General features: G+C 27.3%; 14 protein-coding genes and 2 pseudogenes. 12 read left to right on the forward strand and 4 right to left on the reverse strand.

What is annotated here, in order from left to right; genetic code table 4:
• Window positions 1–96: 96 nt before the first annotated feature.
• The 4 genes from AAHJ00_RS00245 (at window position 97) to lysS (ending at window position 7,589) form a co-directional block, all read left to right on the forward strand.
• Entirely contained in the window at window positions 97–3,837 is a 3,741-nt protein-coding gene (locus tag AAHJ00_RS00245) for an FtsX-like permease family protein (RefSeq protein WP_342224086.1), read from the forward strand.
• A gap of 190 nt (window positions 3,838–4,027) precedes the next feature.
• Window positions 4,028–4,978: an IS30 family transposase gene (locus tag AAHJ00_RS00250; RefSeq protein WP_342223478.1), complete on the forward strand. Its 951-nt coding sequence runs from the start codon at window positions 4,028–4,030 to the stop codon at window positions 4,976–4,978.
• Entirely contained in the window at window positions 4,979–6,070 is a 1,092-nt protein-coding gene (locus tag AAHJ00_RS00255) for an FAD-dependent oxidoreductase (RefSeq protein ID WP_342224087.1), read from the forward strand.
• A gap of 19 nt (window positions 6,071–6,089) precedes the next feature.
• Window positions 6,090–7,589, forward strand: a complete 1,500-nt coding sequence (gene lysS / locus AAHJ00_RS00260) for a lysine--tRNA ligase (protein WP_342224088.1) — start codon at window positions 6,090–6,092, stop codon at window positions 7,587–7,589.
• A 277-nt stretch (window positions 7,590–7,866) separates the two neighbouring features.
• Here lysS and AAHJ00_RS07860 read toward each other — a convergent pair.
• Together AAHJ00_RS07860 and AAHJ00_RS00265 are read right to left on the reverse strand one after the other, a co-directional pair.
• Window positions 7,867–8,064, reverse strand: a pseudogene (locus AAHJ00_RS07860) (hypothetical protein); the annotation flags it as partial.
• Between the two features lie 151 nt (window positions 8,065–8,215).
• Window positions 8,216–8,665: pseudogene (locus tag AAHJ00_RS00265) on the reverse strand (vitamin B12-dependent ribonucleotide reductase); the annotation flags it as partial.
• A 68-nt stretch (window positions 8,666–8,733) separates the two neighbouring features.
• On the opposite strand from AAHJ00_RS00265, the gene AAHJ00_RS00270 reads away from it, so the two are divergent.
• From AAHJ00_RS00270 to AAHJ00_RS00305, 8 genes are all read left to right on the forward strand, one after another.
• The gene (locus AAHJ00_RS00270) at window positions 8,734–9,093 is read left to right on the forward strand and encodes a transposase family protein (RefSeq protein WP_342224089.1); all 360 of its coding nucleotides are present in this window, start codon (window positions 8,734–8,736) and stop codon (window positions 9,091–9,093) included.
• A gap of 89 nt (window positions 9,094–9,182) precedes the next feature.
• Window positions 9,183–10,133 carry an IS30 family transposase gene (locus tag AAHJ00_RS00275; protein ID WP_342223478.1) on the forward strand — a complete coding sequence of 317 codons (951 nt, stop codon included), beginning with the start codon at window positions 9,183–9,185 and terminating at the stop codon, window positions 10,131–10,133.
• Window positions 10,134–10,447: 314 nt separating this feature from the next.
• Window positions 10,448–10,867, forward strand: a complete 420-nt coding sequence (gene rpsF, locus AAHJ00_RS00280) for a 30S ribosomal protein S6 (protein WP_342224090.1) — start codon at window positions 10,448–10,450, stop codon at window positions 10,865–10,867.
• 24 nt (window positions 10,868–10,891) lie between these two features.
• On the forward strand, window positions 10,892–11,419 hold the full coding sequence (locus AAHJ00_RS00285; protein WP_342224091.1) for a single-stranded DNA-binding protein: 528 nt from the start codon (window positions 10,892–10,894) through the stop codon (window positions 11,417–11,419).
• Between the two features lie 3 nt (window positions 11,420–11,422).
• On the forward strand, window positions 11,423–11,659 hold the full coding sequence (gene rpsR / locus AAHJ00_RS00290) for a 30S ribosomal protein S18 (protein ID WP_342224092.1): 237 nt from the start codon (window positions 11,423–11,425) through the stop codon (window positions 11,657–11,659).
• Window positions 11,660–11,924: 265 nt separating this feature from the next.
• Window positions 11,925–12,371: a 50S ribosomal protein L9 gene (gene rplI, locus AAHJ00_RS00295; protein ID WP_342224093.1), complete on the forward strand. Its 447-nt coding sequence runs from the start codon at window positions 11,925–11,927 to the stop codon at window positions 12,369–12,371.
• Window positions 12,371–13,756 carry a replicative DNA helicase gene (gene dnaB, locus AAHJ00_RS00300; protein ID WP_342224094.1) on the forward strand — a complete coding sequence of 462 codons (1,386 nt, stop codon included), beginning with the start codon at window positions 12,371–12,373 and terminating at the stop codon, window positions 13,754–13,756. Before rplI ends, dnaB begins: the two co-directional genes overlap by 1 nt.
• On the forward strand, window positions 13,740–14,351 hold the full coding sequence (locus tag AAHJ00_RS00305; protein ID WP_342224095.1) for a hypothetical protein: 612 nt from the start codon (window positions 13,740–13,742) through the stop codon (window positions 14,349–14,351). The genes dnaB and AAHJ00_RS00305 overlap by 17 nt, the downstream gene beginning before the upstream one ends.
• A 562-nt stretch (window positions 14,352–14,913) precedes the next feature.
• On the opposite strand, the gene AAHJ00_RS00310 is transcribed toward AAHJ00_RS00305, so the two are convergent.
• Both AAHJ00_RS00310 and AAHJ00_RS00315 read right to left on the reverse strand, forming a co-directional pair.
• Window positions 14,914–15,624, reverse strand: a complete 711-nt coding sequence (locus AAHJ00_RS00310) for an IS30 family transposase (protein WP_342224586.1) — start codon at window positions 15,622–15,624, stop codon at window positions 14,914–14,916.
• 286 nt (window positions 15,625–15,910) lie between these two features.
• The gene (locus AAHJ00_RS00315) at window positions 15,911–16,861 is read right to left on the reverse strand and encodes an IS30 family transposase (RefSeq protein ID WP_342223478.1); all 951 of its coding nucleotides are present in this window, start codon (window positions 16,859–16,861) and stop codon (window positions 15,911–15,913) included.
• Between the last annotated feature and the right edge of the window lie 41 nt (window positions 16,862–16,902).

Genomic DNA, 16,902 nt, shown 5'->3' on the forward strand with positions numbered 1-16,902 from the left:
GAAAAAAGGAAGCTACAAGGTTTTAATCTTGGAAAACTCAAAAACTATTACATTCTTAAAAACGCTTTTAAATCAGTTTTAAGAAATAAGATTCAAATGATTGGGTTAGTCCTTTTAATAGTTTTAACGGCAGTTATTTTTACTTTAATGTATACGACAACACAAAGAATTAATAATTCTTATGAGAATTTTATTACTGCATCTAATTTGCATCATTTTGTTGTTGATTTAAGAAATAAAGATCGGATTCCGGGAAAAGAAGCTGATGAAACTGATGTTAATATTCAAAAGGCATTAGTTGAGAAAACTGCTTATGTTCAATGAGCAATGGAAAAAGTAAGACTTGCTAATGAAACAAATAATAATTTTGTGTTTGCATATCGTGAAGGACGAATGGTTTCTCGTGTTATTGATAATAATGTAAGTTTGTTTAAAGTTATTGCTTATGATATTCAAGATACAATTGATAAATTAGTTATTATGGAAGGTCGCAATATTGAAAATGAGCAGGAAGTGGTGTTATCACCTGAGTTTGCTAATGAAAATAAATATCGTGTTGGTGATATTATTTGTTTACAGTCAAAACCGTGTGATGATAATAATCCTGATAATAATGTTTTAAAAATTGTTGGATTAGGAACTTCTGTTGATTATATGTTTCCTCAACTTGATTTAACAACGCCAATTCCTAATCAAGCGCGTGAGGGTATGGCATTTGTTCATCCGCATCAATTAGGACTTTTTAGTCCTAATAATACGCAATTAATTGAAAAAGGTATTAAGTGACAATATAATAAAGGTGTTGAAAAAATTTCGTTAACTGCTGAAGTTGATCGTGAAGGATATTTTGTTGCTCAGTGAGGTGCTGGTAGTGAACAAAATATTTCCTTAATTCAAAAACAATTACAAGATTATTTTCTTAGTAATGATAGTAATAATGATTTTGTATTTGCGGTTAATGATGCCAATTATCCTGAATATGATTTTAGTGGTCGTGTTAATACGCTAAAAACAATTTTGGTTGCTTATCAAATTATGGCAATTGCTTTGTTATTAATGGTGCTTATCATTGCAGGATTTGTGATTGCATTAGTAACAAAAAAACGAGTTCAAAATTCTCGTACGCAAATTGGAGTTTTAAAAAGTTTAGGTTATTCTTCATTTAGTATTGCCCAAGGGTTTTTAGTATATCCATTAATTGCTGCTATTGTTGGGGGAATTATTGGATATTTAGTTGGTATTTGTTTACAAATTCCTATTATAAGTGTATTTAATTGATATTTTACGTTTCCATTAGGGAAATTTAGTTTTAATTGGTTATCATTATTGTTTTCAATTGGCGGAACTTTTCTTTTATTAGGTTTAATAACAATTGTGGCCTCAATTTGATATATTAAAGGTAGTCCTTTGAAATTATTGCATCCCGAAGAAAATATGGGGGCAACGATTTTAACAAGATGATTTAATTATTTAAATCGTGGCAAACGATTTACAACGCGGTTTCGTTGAGCAGTTTTTTCAAAATCAATTACGAAGATGTTAACAGTAATGATTACAATGGTTTCAGCAACATTATTATTAACATTTTCAATTACAGGACCAAAAGCTTTACAAGATATGCGAACTGCAACTTATAAGGAAATTAACTATGAATCAATTACTGAATATGAAACTCCGGTTTGAAATTCAATGCTTTCATCGTATGGTGTTTATAATCCAAAAATTAAAAATAATCAACAAGGGATTGATGGTGATCTTTATTCACCAAAATTAATGGTTGAAGAGGAAATCAAGCCGAATGTAAAACGATATCGTCCGATATGGTCAGAATTAGTAAAGCTCGCAACTTTAAATTATCGTCTTTTTGATTTAAATTTTTACCTTAATTCAATTTTAACGAAGTTAGAACCAACAGCTGAATTAACGCCATTTAAAAATATTACTTGCATGCTGGCGGTTGATGGTTGGAAAGAAAAAACAAAAGCCGAGCAGGCAAAATATGCAATTACTGATTGTATCATTATTGGTACCACAAAAAAGTCGCCTTATTTTGTTCGTAGTAAGTTATCATCATTAGAATTAACTTTAAGAAAAATTGAAGTTAGTTTAGCAATTGATATTTTGCAGTCAGGAGATTTAATGAATCCTACTGCAGAATTTACTAATGGTAATCCGTTAACTTTACAAGAAAATAATGTCTTTATTGATGAAATGAATGTTGTTGCTACTAATGATGCTGATTATAAAAAACGCTATGATGTGGTGTTAAAAATTTATGAAGAAATTAAAAAGCGACTTAATAATGGTCAAAGTGCTAAGCCAAGTAAAGATGATGAACAATGAAATCGGTATTTAAATAAGGTGATAATAAAACTGAAAGCAATTGCTAATGATTTAGGACTTACTAAAACATTTAATATTCAATTTGGATTGACGCCCTATAATCCTGATGAAGATGAGTTAGCAACTTATTTTAAACCTAATATTGAAAAAATTTCTCGTGGTAATATTACTTATGAAAATAAAAAAATGTTAAAGCTTAAAGCTTATGGTATTGAACGAAGTAGTAAAATGAATCTTTTGTTAGATAAAGATAATAATAATCTTTTAGAAGTAATGTATGAAAATCATTCACTTAATGCGGAAATTGTTTCTGTAGTTATTAATCAAACTATTGCTAAACATTTGCAAATTAATCAAGGTGACATTTTAGATATTAATCCTAATAAGCAATCATTATATTCTAAAGCTGCCACAGCTGATAATAAGATTGTTGACCTTAAAAAATGGAATCTAAAAGAATTAAGTATTGGTTTCCAAGAAGTGATAAATAGTGATATTGCAGAACAAATAGAATTGTATCGTTCAATGGGGGATGTCCCTTCAAAAATGTATCAGAAAATTACTAATGGTGATGTTTATATTAAAACTGAAGATAATCAAAATCAAAAAATGCGCGTTATTGGTATCCAAGAGGGTTATGGTGACCCTAAAATGTTTTTACCTAAATATGATGCTGATGTGATGATGGGTTATATTGAAAAAGGTAAAAGTTGAGAGCTTTCAGAACATTATCAGAAAATTAAAGATGTATTTCAAGAAGTTACTCAGTTTGTTAATGATACAATGCCAAAATTTAAGCAAAGATTTCCTAATATGACTTATAATGAGGCTGTGCAGGCGATGTTTCCTTTGTTTAATGCTAAATTTTCATTAAATAAAAATATTATTGATATTACTGATAGTATTAGTGTGGCACAAATGTATGGTGATTTTACGCAGTTAACATTAAATGGTATGGTAACTAAGGTAACTAAGGATAAGATTTCTGGTGATTTAGTTCAAAAGTATATTGGATTAGGACAAGGAGCAATTGCTTTTGCAATGCCGATTGCAACACATCAATCGGCATTTGATGAAATTAAAGGTATTGCTGATTCAATATTATGGGCTTTTATGATGATTTCTTTATTAATATCATTTGTGATAATTTTAATTACTTCTAATATAATTATTACCGAAAATAGTCGGTTAATTGCAACAATGAAAGTTATTGGTTATAGTGATTATAAAATTAATTGACTAACATTAGGAATGTATTTACCTATTGTGTTTATTTCTTTTGTTATTGGTTTTCCTGCGGCGTGGGTAATTATGAATCAGTTGGTTAATTATTTAGCGTTAAATTCAACTTGAGTTATGCCATTTTACTTTAATTGAGGACTAATCTTTGCAGTTTTAGCGATTATTTTAACAATTTATGCGATTACATTTGTTGTTGGTTGATTTATTTTAAAACGCGTCAATCCAATTGAAGCTTTAAAAATAAATGATTAATTAAAGTATTTAAATTAATTGCAGATAATTGTATAATAGACTTCTTGCATTACTTATTAAAATAATTACAAATTATTTGTAAAGCTGAATTATACTTGTAAGTGCAAGTAAATAAAATTGCAAAAAATCTCATATAAAAATTTCATGATGCTAAGTTTATTTTAGAAAAAACAAAGCAAGGAGTTTTTATATGGGTTACAAACATCTTGGCATATATGAAAGAATTTATATTGAGAATCAATTGAAGTTTAAAGTAAAAATTAGTGAAATAGCTAAAAATCTTAATCGAAGTATTAGTACTATTATTCGAGAAGTCAATAGAAATAAAGATAGTAATCATTATTTTTCATTAATTGCACAAAATAAAGCAGAAAACAGAAAACAATCACATGTTTATTTTCATAAGTTTAAAAATAGAGAATTAGTAAAATATGTACAACAAAAATTACTATTAGGTTGATCGCCTGAACAAATTTATGGCAGAATTAAAAATTTTCATAAAGAATGAATTATTAGTTTTAAAACAATTTACAATTGAATTTATTCTGGATTACTTGAAAAAGTTACTAATAAAAATTTAAGAAGAAAAGGTAAGAAACGAAAATCTCAAGAAAATCGCGGTAAATTTAATGGTAAATCAATTAAAGAACGAAATATTAATGTTAATAATCGTATAACTGTTGGTCATTGAGAAGGTGATACTGTAGTATCATCACGAGGTAAAAGTAAATCATGTTTAATAACTTTAGTTGAAAGAACATCAAGATTTACTTTAGCAATGTTAGTTGAAAATAGAACTACTAAAGTTGTTAACGAAAACATTAGCCATTATTTATCAATTCTTCCAAATAATCTTGTTAAGACTATAACATTTGATAGGGGTAAAGAATTTTCTAATTGACAACAACTTGAAAAAAATTTAAATGTGAAAATTTATTTTGCTAATGCGTATTCGCCTTGACAAAGAGGTACTAATGAAAATACTAATGGTTTAATTAGAGAAAAATTTCCTAAAAAATTTAATTTTTCAAATACTACTAAAAATGCAGTTCATAAATTTATATTGTCTTTAAACCAAAGACCAAGAAAAATACTAAATTATCTTTCACCAATCGAATATTTGGTTAGAAAAATAATTTAGTTGCACTTAACTTTACAATTTGGCACAATTTGTAATCAAGTAACTTCAGAGATAGTTACTAAGCAATATGATAATTTAGTTATTGCTACTGGGGCAATACCAATTGTTCCTAAATTTGAAAATGACCATTTAGGAAATATTTTTACAGCCGTTAGTAAAGAAGATGCTTACAATATTAGAAAACAAGTTAAGGATAAACAAAAAATTGCTATTATTGGTGGTGGTTTTATTGGTTTGGAACTTATTGAAGCATTTAGTCATTTGCAGAAAGAAGTTGTTCTTATTGAAACTTTAGAACGAGTTGCTGCTAAAGCTTTTGATGTTGAGATTACTACTATAATACAAGAATATTTATTTGCAAAAACTGTTCAAGTGCATTGTTCAAAAAAGTTATTAGGTTTTCAAGGAGAAAATGATGTTCAAGCAATTGTATTAGCAAATAATGAAATTATTGCTACTGATTTAGTAGTTTTAGCGCTTGGATTTCGTCCTCATACGCAATTATTTAAGGATGCCGATTTAGAAATGTTGGATAATGGGGCAATTGTTATTGATCATCAAGGAAAGACTAATATTGCTAATGTTTATAGTGTTGGTGATTGTGCAACAATTACTAATTTAGTAACTAAAAAACAATCATATCTTCCTTTAGCAACAACAGCAGTTAAATTAGCTCGCGTTATTGCTAATGTTATTGCCAATCTTGATGATCGTTTAGAAGCAACTTTAGGGAGTTCTATTTTACAAATTATAGATTTGCAAGTTGCCCGAACTGGATTGAGTGAATGAGAAGCAAAAGCAATGAATTTTAACTATCAAACAATTATGATTGATGATTATGATTTGCCAGGTTATATGTCAAAGCGGATGCCTTTAAAATTAAAATTGCTTTATGAAGTTGATTCATTAAAATTATTAGGAGCACAAATTGTTGGTTATAATAAAGCAGTTTTAAGAATTAATGCTTTAGCAGTTGCGATTTGAAAGCAAATGACATTACCAGAAATTGCGAAGTTAGATTTGGTATATGCACCACCTTTTGGACGCACTAGTGATATAATTCATATTGGCGCTAGTAAAATTAAGAAATAACTAAAGGAGAAGTTAATTTATGTCAAGAAAGTTTTCAGAACAGGAAGTTGTGCGACGCGATAAATTAGAGCAATTAGTAAAAGCGAACCATAATCCGTTTGCTATTTTTAAGGTAGAGCGAACTCATACTACTGCTGAATTTAAAGAACAATATGATGTGTATAGTAAAGAACAATTGCAAGGAAAAACAGATGTGGTTATTATTATTGGGGGAAGAATTAGAGCTTTAAGAACCGCCGGGAAAGCAATTTTTGCTAATGTTCAAGACCAAGATGGTCAAATTCAAGTTTATTTTCGTCTTGATGAAGTTTCTAAGGAGAAATTTCTTAGTTTTCAACAATTAGATTTAGGAGATATCATTAGTGCTACTGGTAGAGTAATGAAAACACAAGTTGGGGAATTGACTTTAAGACTAATATCATTTCAATTACTTAGTAAGGCATTAAAACCATTACCCGATAAACACGATGGGTTGAAAGATACCGAAGAACGATATCGTCGCAGATATGTTGATTTGATTGTTAATGAAGAAGTTAAAGCAGTATTTATTAAAAGAACGCAAATATTGAATTTAATTCGTCAATATTTACAAGCAAGAAACTATTTAGAGGTAGAAACGCCAGTTTTACAACCAATATTAGGTGGTGCAACAGCGAAACCTTTTAAAACGCATCATAATACTTTGGATATGCCGTTTTATTTACGAGTTGCTCCCGAATTGTATTTAAAAAAACTTCTTGTTGGTGGTTTTGAGAAAGTATTTGAAATGGGACGATTGTTTCGCAACGAAGGCATGTCAGCAAAACATAATCCTGAGTTTACCACGATTGAAATTTATGTTGCTTATCAGGATATGAATTTTATGATGCAGTTAACCGAAGATTTAATTAGTTATTTAGTTAAGGAAATTTTGCCTAATAGTGAAATAACTTACGATCATCAAAAAATTAATTTTGGGCAATGAAATAAAATGAGTATGGTGGAAGCAATTAAAAATGTTAGTGGGGTAGAATTTAATCGCGAAATGACATTAATCCAAGCACAAAAGTTAGCTAAAGAACATAAGATACTTTTAGAAAAGCATCATCATACGATTGGTCATATCATTAATGCGTTTTTTGAACAATTAGTTGAAAAAACTTTAATTCAACCATCGTTTATTTATGGATATCCACTAGAAGTGTCGCCATTAGCGAAAAAGAGTTGCACTGATGAACGGTTTACTGATCGTTTTGAACTATTTATTGGGGGGAGAGAGTATGTTAATGGTTATTCCGAGTTAAATGATCCTATTGACCAATATAATCGTTTTGAACAACAGTTAGCATTAAGAGATTTAGGTGATGAGGAAGCTAATGAAATGGATTTAGACTTTGTTGAAGCCTTAGAATATGGGATGCCACCAGCTGGTGGTTTAGGGATTGGTGTTGACCGCTTAGTAATGTTATTAACTGAACAATCATCAATCAAAGATGTGTTATTATTTCCTCATATGCGAGAATTAAAGAATAAGAATTAAAAAGAGTAAGGAATTTAAATTCCTTACTCTTTTTTGTTAATTCTAAGATGTTATAACCCACATTGCAGTTGAGTACTGCAATTATCGCAGGGTATTGCATCCTCCTGCTTCAACGATGTTGCCTTCATTGCAAAAAAAGTACACAGGTCGCGGATATTAGTTCCACGGATGTGGTCCTTTGTTTAATACCGCGGTATTGGTTTATAAGAAAGACATTGTTAGGGGATGGGGTATTAGTATTAGTGACAATGGTTGCTTCTAATGGCGAGAGACCTAGTTGTTCTTGGATTGGTTCGCTGTCATCAGTTAGGGATAGCACTTGGGCGTTTCTTGAACCATCAACATAAACAGTACCACCTTTGGCACTGTTTTTGTATAAGCGCATATATAGTTTTTCCACATTTTTAACGGTATATCCAACAGGGGCATTAACGGTTTTGGAAATTGATGAGTCGACTCAGCGTTGAATAATACATTAGACTTGGTACATAACTATAACATTTTGCACCTACCAAACTATAAAATTCACTTTCATCTTTATATTTATCTAACATTTGTGCTTCATCTAGAAAATAATATTATCAAAATAGTAGATAAAATTGAGGGTTATGTACCAACCAAGTCTATTGTACATTAGCATGAGCAACGGGAGTTAGTTTCATCGCACTAATAAAAATATTAGGTAGGGGTTTATTAACATATTCTGGATGATATTTTAGTCATTCGTCAACGATTCTAACATTAACTTTAATATTTTTACCAAGGCGACCACTCCGATAAAAGTTAAAAGCAAAGTATGGTTCTAAGCCAGTAGAAACACCAACCATTGTTCCGGTTGTTCCCGTAGGAGCGATAGTTAGTAAGTGGGAATTACGAATTCCATATTTTTTAATAGCATTACGAATTTTGAGGTTCATTTTTTTCATATAACCAGTATTAATAAAGGCGTTGTGGTCTTTTAAGAAGGGAAATGAACCCTTTTCTTTGGCAATATTTACTTATGTTAAATAAGCAGTTTTGGCTATTAATTGAAATATTTTGTTAACAATGCTATTTCCTTCAATAGACTTCTTGCATTACTTATTTATTAAACAAAATTCCTATAAAATATATTTAAAATAGAAATTATAAGGAATTTAAGATTATGAAATTTGATAAATTTAATTTTATTAATGATAAAGAATTATTACGATTAACTGGAATAAAGCAAAGTACTTTTAATAAAATGTTAAATATTTTAAAAGAAGCTGAGTTAAAAAAGTTTAAAAGAGGTGGTAAAAATAATAAATTATCATTAGAAAATAGATTATTGATGACTTTATCATATTGACGAGAATATCGTACTTATTTTCATCTTGGTAAAAGTTTTGATATTAGTGAAGCTAGTTGTTATCGAAATATCAAGTGAATTGAAGATATTTTAATCAAACATCCTGATTTTCAACAACTTGCTGGTAAAAAAGCATTAATAAATGATTATTTTAATGCTGAATTATACTTGTAAGTGCAAGTAAATAAAATTGCAAAAAATCTCATATAAAAATTTCATGATGCTAAGTTTATTTTAGAAAAAACAAAGCAAGGAGTTTTTATATGGGTTACAAACATCTTGGCATATATGAAAGAATTTATATTGAGAATCAATTGAAGTTTAAAGTAAAAATTAGTGAAATAGCTAAAAATCTTAATCGAAGTATTAGTACTATTATTCGAGAAGTCAATAGAAATAAAGATAGTAATCATTATTTTTCATTAATTGCACAAAATAAAGCAGAAAACAGAAAACAATCACATGTTTATTTTCATAAGTTTAAAAATAGAGAATTAGTAAAATATGTACAACAAAAATTACTATTAGGTTGATCGCCTGAACAAATTTATGGCAGAATTAAAAATTTTCATAAAGAATGAATTATTAGTTTTAAAACAATTTACAATTGAATTTATTCTGGATTACTTGAAAAAGTTACTAATAAAAATTTAAGAAGAAAAGGTAAGAAACGAAAATCTCAAGAAAATCGCGGTAAATTTAATGGTAAATCAATTAAAGAACGAAATATTAATGTTAATAATCGTATAACTGTTGGTCATTGAGAAGGTGATACTGTAGTATCATCACGAGGTAAAAGTAAATCATGTTTAATAACTTTAGTTGAAAGAACATCAAGATTTACTTTAGCAATGTTAGTTGAAAATAGAACTACTAAAGTTGTTAACGAAAACATTAGCCATTATTTATCAATTCTTCCAAATAATCTTGTTAAGACTATAACATTTGATAGGGGTAAAGAATTTTCTAATTGACAACAACTTGAAAAAAATTTAAATGTGAAAATTTATTTTGCTAATGCGTATTCGCCTTGACAAAGAGGTACTAATGAAAATACTAATGGTTTAATTAGAGAAAAATTTCCTAAAAAATTTAATTTTTCAAATACTACTAAAAATGCAGTTCATAAATTTATATTGTCTTTAAACCAAAGACCAAGAAAAATACTAAATTATCTTTCACCAATCGAATATTTGGTTAGAAAAATAATTTAGTTGCACTTAACTTTACAATTTGGCACTTATTAAAATAATTACAAATTATTTTAATAAGTAATGCAAGAAGTCTAATATTTGTGCTTCATCTAGAAAATAATATTATCAAAATAGTAGATAAAATTAAAGGTTATGTACCAAGTCTATTGTAAAATTAAATTTGTTGTTGCTCATAAACAGAATAAAAATAAATAATAGTATTATTATGTTAAGAATTGTTATATAATTATTGTTGAATTAATAAATTCCCATATTAATTTCTTGTTCTGTTAAAAGAACCAATAAATATTTATTGTCCAGAGGAGGTTGAAACGATGAATAAGTACGAAATTATGTATATTATTAATCCAGAATGTAAAGATATTAAAGCATTGCAAGAAAAGATGCATAATATTTTAAAACAAACGGGAAAAGTTGAAAGTGTTACTGATTGAGGGTTAAGAGATTTAGCATATCCAATTAATCATAAAAATAAAGCTTATTATACAATATTAAAAGTTAAAGTTAATAAAGAAACAATTAATGAGTTTATGCGTGTTGCTAAAATTGAACAAGATATCTATCGTCATTTAATTATTAATCTTGATACTGAACAAAATCATAGTGATAAAATGGTTGCTGAGTTAAAGTTAAATACTAATGAAAATGATGAGTGATCAAATCGTTATAGTGGTGAAAGAAGACAAAGACCTTATGTACCGCGTGAAACTTATAAAAAACCTGAAAATAAGTAAATACAATAAAGGAATGAATATATTATGTTAAATAAAGTAATTTTAATTGGCAGAATTACTAATGATTTAAATTTACGGTCAGCAAAAAATAATAAATCATTTTTATATTTTACAATAGCGATTAATAATTTTAATAATCAAGCAGATTTTATTAGTTGTGTTGCTTGAGAAAAAGTGGCAGACTCAATGTATAATAATCTTCGTAAAGGTTCATTAGTAGCGGTTGAAGGTCGCATTCAATCAAGAAGACAAGAACAAAATGGTGTGCTAACAACGATTACTGATGTTAGAGCGATTAGTGTTAAGTTTTTAGATTCAAGAGGTAGTGGTGCTGGGGTTGAAAATTCTCGAGATGCTTCGACACCGTCATTTGTTAATGATTATAGTTCTCCGGTCGAGAACCAAATTGATGATCAGGCATTTAATCTTGATAATATGAATTTTAATTTTGTTAATAACAATAATGGTATTGATAATAATAAGCAAGAAGAAAATAACGAAGGAGCAAATTTAACATTTGATAATGATGATGCTATTGCGTGAGGAGAGTAAATTATGGAAAATAAACGCGTAAATAAGTTTAAAAAGAGAAAAAAACCATGTTTTTTTACAAAAAATAAAATTAATTACATTAATTATAAAGATGTTGAAAAATTAAAAGAATATATTTCTGCTAATGGACAGATTTTAACAAGAAGAGTTAGTGGTAATTGTGCTTTCCATCAAAGAATGGTGGCAATGGCGATTAAAAGAGCAAGAACAGTGGCTTTATTACCATATCTTGTAAAATAATTAGGGTTGATTAGCATACTTAATATTTGTATTAAGTATGCTTTTTGTATTACAATTAGTAAGTAATGTTAACATATTATATATAATAGACTTGGCACATAACTATAACATTTTGCATTTACCAAACTATAAAATTCACTTTCATCTTTATATTTATCTAATATTTGTGCTTCATCTAGAAAATAATATTATCAAAATAGTAGATAAAATTGAGGGTTATGTACCAAGTCTAATGCAAAAAAATTGTGATGTGGAGTGTTATAAGGTGAAAGTAATTTTATTGAAAAATTTAAAAAACTATGGTAAGAAAAACGATATTATTACCGTTGCTGATGGATATGCAAAAAACTATTTATTACCACAAAAAATAGCAATTGTGGCTTCAAGTCAAGCTTTAGTGCAGTTAGGAAAACAACAACAAAAATTTGATCATGAAGTTAATGAAAAAAAGCTTGAAAATGAAGCATTAAAATTAGAAATTGAAAAGATAATTTTAAATTTTGATTTGAAAATTAATAAAGATAAGGTATTTGGAGCAATTACTAGTAAACAGATTATTGAAAAATTAAGTCAAGAGTATAATATTCAATTAGATAAAAAACAGTTAGTTAATTATCAAAATATTAATACTATTGGTATTAATAATATTAGTATTAAATTATTTAATGATATTTTTACAATTTTGAAAATTCAAGTTGTAGGTAAAAAGTAATGACTATTACTAATAATTTTTTATTAGAAGATGCTGAGGTTAGTGTTTTAGCGGCAGTTATTAATTCTAAAACTGCTAGTGATGAGGTTGTTGCTTTTCTTAATGAGAATGATTTTATTAATTCCCGACATAAATTAATTTTTAAAGCAATTACTTCGTTATATAATCACCAATTACCAATTGATTTACCAATTTTAACTGATATGTTAGTTAAACAACAAAGTCTTAGTCAGGCTGGTGGAGTGGAATATTTAACTTTGATTACTCAAAGTTATATTAGTGATGCTAATTTAGATGATTATTTAAAAATTATTGTTGAACGCACAATGTTAAGAAATTTGCAATTAGTAACTCAAGATATTACTAAGAAAATTAATACTGAAATTAGTGTGTGGGAACTTTTAGGAATTGCTGAACGGAAAATTTTGGAAATTGCTAATAATCGTAAAAAAAATGAGTTTAAAAGTACTAAGGATATTGTTGATGCAACATTATCTAAGATTGAGAAGTTACAAAATAGTGATAATCAATTAACAGGTTCAGATAGTGGTTTTATGCAATTAAATAAGATTACTAATGGTTTTCAAAATGGTGATTTTATTATTTTGGCAGCTCGTCCTTCAATGGGGAAAACAGCTTTAGCATTAAATTTTGCTGTTAATTGTGCAAGAGTTTATAAAGATAGTGCTGTGGTCATTTTTTCTTTAGAAATGCCAACCGAACAATTAATTTTGAGAATTTTAGGTTCAGAAACAAAAATTGGTTCAATGCAAATTAAAACAGGAAAAAATTTAACAAGTCGGAATTGACAAGATTTAACTAGTGTTGGTAGTAAATTAAAGCAAAGTAATATTTTTATTGATGATTCCCCAGGATTGCGAGTGATTGAATTAATTTCTAAATTAAGAAAATTAAGTCATAATTATGATTTAAAGTTGGTTGTTATTGATTACTTGCAATTATTAGTTGGTGATGGTGAGAATCGGCAACAAGAAATTTCTAATATTTCTCGAAGTTTAAAGGCATTAGCAAGAGAACTAGAAGTACCAATTGTTTGTTTATCACAGTTATCGCGAAAAGTAGAATCAAGAGAAGATAAACGACCATTAATGTCTGATTTGCGGGAATCAGGAGCAATTGAACAGGATGCTGACTTAATTATGTTTCTTTATCGTGAAGACTATTATGAAAAGAAAGAAGATAGTTTGAATGAAGAATCACATAAAGCACAATTAATTATTTCTAAGCATCGTAATGGTCCGACTGGAACAGTAGAATTACTTTTTTTACAAAAGTATGGTAGTTTTATTGATTATAATAAGATTGTGAATAAAAATGAAAAGAAAGAAGGAACAAAATATGAGGAGAATGCTTTCAATAATTAGTCATTGAATGACTAGCTTTGTAACGATATTTAGTATTGTTGCTTGTAGCATGAAGACGCATTCGGTTACAATTAATATTACTAATGCTGCTAATGAAGCAACAATATTTGATAAGATTTTTCGTGCTGAGGCGGTTACTAAGACAATAAATAGTTTATTTTATACTTATAAAAAAACTGGTAAAACAGCGTGAGCAGAAAGTAATAAAGAGAAAGTAAAGCAATTGAATAGTGAATTATCAACTCAATTTTATGCTGATTTTTATACAAGGTCGGGGGATACATTTTCATATCAGTTTGATATTAATAATTCGTTTGTTAATGATAAATTGAATTTTAATGGAGCTGAGATTAAAGTAATTGATGGTATTAAAGCAGAGGTAACTGATGATAAGACAGCACCTAAAGAAATTGATTTTGATGTTTTTTTTCAAGGCATTGCCCAAAAGTATAAGTTTAGTGGTATTGTTAATTGAAAATATAATATTGTGAAACTTAATCCGAAGGAAGAAAAAACTGATAAGTTGGCATTTTTTTGAGATTATAACAATGATTTATCACAAATTAAGATTAATAGTTTTGTAAAAGTAACTTAATTAATATTTAATTATTATTTCCATAATTCTTTTTAAGAGTTATGGAAATTTTACTTAGTTGTTGGACGCATAAAGTTTTGTTAGGTGGGAAAATATTTGAATAAGTATTAAGACAGTCAGTAATGATTGTCTTTTTATTTTATAAGGTGTTAAAAATTTGTTCTTTGAAAATTAAATACAAGTGAGTTAATAATGTTGGTATGTATTAAAACACGATAAATTGTGGGTGGTCGCCATAACCAAAAGAAGTTTACCAGTTAATAGATAACACCCTATTAGCTATAGCAATTTGTTTCATTTTGCAATAAAAAAATGAATGGGTGGATTTCCTAAAAATATACACGCTATTAAATTAGTTCCAAGGGTAGGATGCGGATGTTAAAGTGTAAAAATTTCTATATAGGGGATATGCTAAGTTTAAAATTATTAAAATCTTTATCTAATTAAAAAACAAAATTTACTAACAAAGCTTGTTAAACACTTAAATCTGGGATATATAAGTGTTTAAAAAACTAAGTTAATTAACAACTTAGTTAATGCCAAATTGTAAAGTTAAGTGCAACTAAATTATTTTTCTAACCAAATATTCGATTGGTGAAAGATAATTTAGTATTTTTCTTGGTCTTTGGTTTAAAGACAATATAAATTTATGAACTGCATTTTTAGTAGTATTTGAAAAATTAAATTTTTTAGGAAATTTTTCTCTAATTAAACCATTAGTATTTTCATTAGTACCTCTTTGTCAAGACGAATACGCATTAGCAAAATAAATTTTCACATTTAAATTTTTTTCAAGTTGTTGTCAATTAGAAAATTCTTTACCCCTATCAAATGTTATAGTCTTAACAAGATTATTTGGAAGAATTGATAAATAATGGCTAATGTTTTCGTGCCAAATTGTAAAGTTAAGTGCAACTAAATTAAATCTTAAACTAAATCGTTTTCTACGATTACGATATTTTTCAGTAATAATTTTAAATTTTTTAAGAATAGCAAAAATATTTTCAATAATAATTCTCATTTTTGAAATTAATTTATTATTATGTTTTTGTTCTTTATTTAAAGGGTTTTTCTTTGTTTTTTTCTTAGGTATTAGAACATTACTATGAATTTTTTGTATTCCTTGATAACCATTATCAACTATTAATTTAGTATTTTTTAAAATTGGGATTTTTGATTCTTTAAATAAACAAAAATCATGCTTTTTACCGAGAGAAAAATTTGTTGCAATAATTATTTTGCTTTCTTTTTCAATAATTACTTGTGTTTTAATAGTGTGTTTTTTCTTTTTTCCTGAATAAGATTGTTTTTGTCTTTTTTTGGGCGTTGAATGGGTGTTTCTGTAGCATCAATAATAATTGTTTTATCATTAAAATAATCATTTATTAGACTTCTTGCATTACTTATTAAAATAATTACAAATTATTTGTAAATAAAAAATACTATATAGTAATTTCTAACTTTTATTAGGTTAATACTTATGGATTTTATTAAATGTGTAAATTTTGACACAACAAAAAATTATTTTATTATTTGCCAAATTGTAAAGTTAAGTGCAACTAAATTATTTTTCTAACCAAATATTCGATTGGTGAAAGATAATTTAGTATTTTTCTTGGTCTTTGGTTTAAAGACAATATAAATTTATGAACTGCATTTTTAGTAGTATTTGAAAAATTAAATTTTTTAGGAAATTTTTCTCTAATTAAACCATTAGTATTTTCATTAGTACCTCTTTGTCAAGGCGAATACGCATTAGCAAAATAAATTTTCACATTTAAATTTTTTTCAAGTTGTTGTCAATTAGAAAATTCTTTACCCCTATCAAATGTTATAGTCTTAACAAGATTATTTGGAAGAATTGATAAATAATGGCTAATGTTTTCGTTAACAACTTTAGTAGTTCTATTTTCAACTAACATTGCTAAAGTAAATCTTGATGTTCTTTCAACTAAAGTTATTAAACATGATTTACTTTTACCTCGTGATGATACTACAGTATCACCTTCTCAATGACCAACAGTTATACGATTATTAACATTAATATTTCGTTCTTTAATTGATTTACCATTAAATTTACCGCGATTTTCTTGAGATTTTCGTTTCTTACCTTTTCTTCTTAAATTTTTATTAGTAACTTTTTCAAGTAATCCAGAATAAATTCAATTGTAAATTGTTTTAAAACTAATAATTCATTCTTTATGAAAATTTTTAATTCTGCCATAAATTTGTTCAGGCGATCAACCTAATAGTAATTTTTGTTGTACATATTTTACTAATTCTCTATTTTTAAACTTATGAAAATAAACATGTGATTGTTTTCTGTTTTCTGCTTTATTTTGTGCAATTAATGAAAAATAATGATTACTATCTTTATTTCTATTGACTTCTCGAATAATAGTACTAATACTTCGATTAAGATTTTTAGCTATTTCACTAATTTTTACTTTAAACTTCAATTGATTCTCAATATAAATTCTTTCATATATGCCAAGATGTTTGTAACCCATATAAAAACTCCTTGCTTTGTTTTTTCTAAAATAAACTTAGC

This window comes from Spiroplasma endosymbiont of Asaphidion curtum, assembly GCF_964031085.1.
Lineage (GTDB): Bacteria > Bacillota_I > Bacilli_A > Mycoplasmatales > Nriv7 > Nriv7.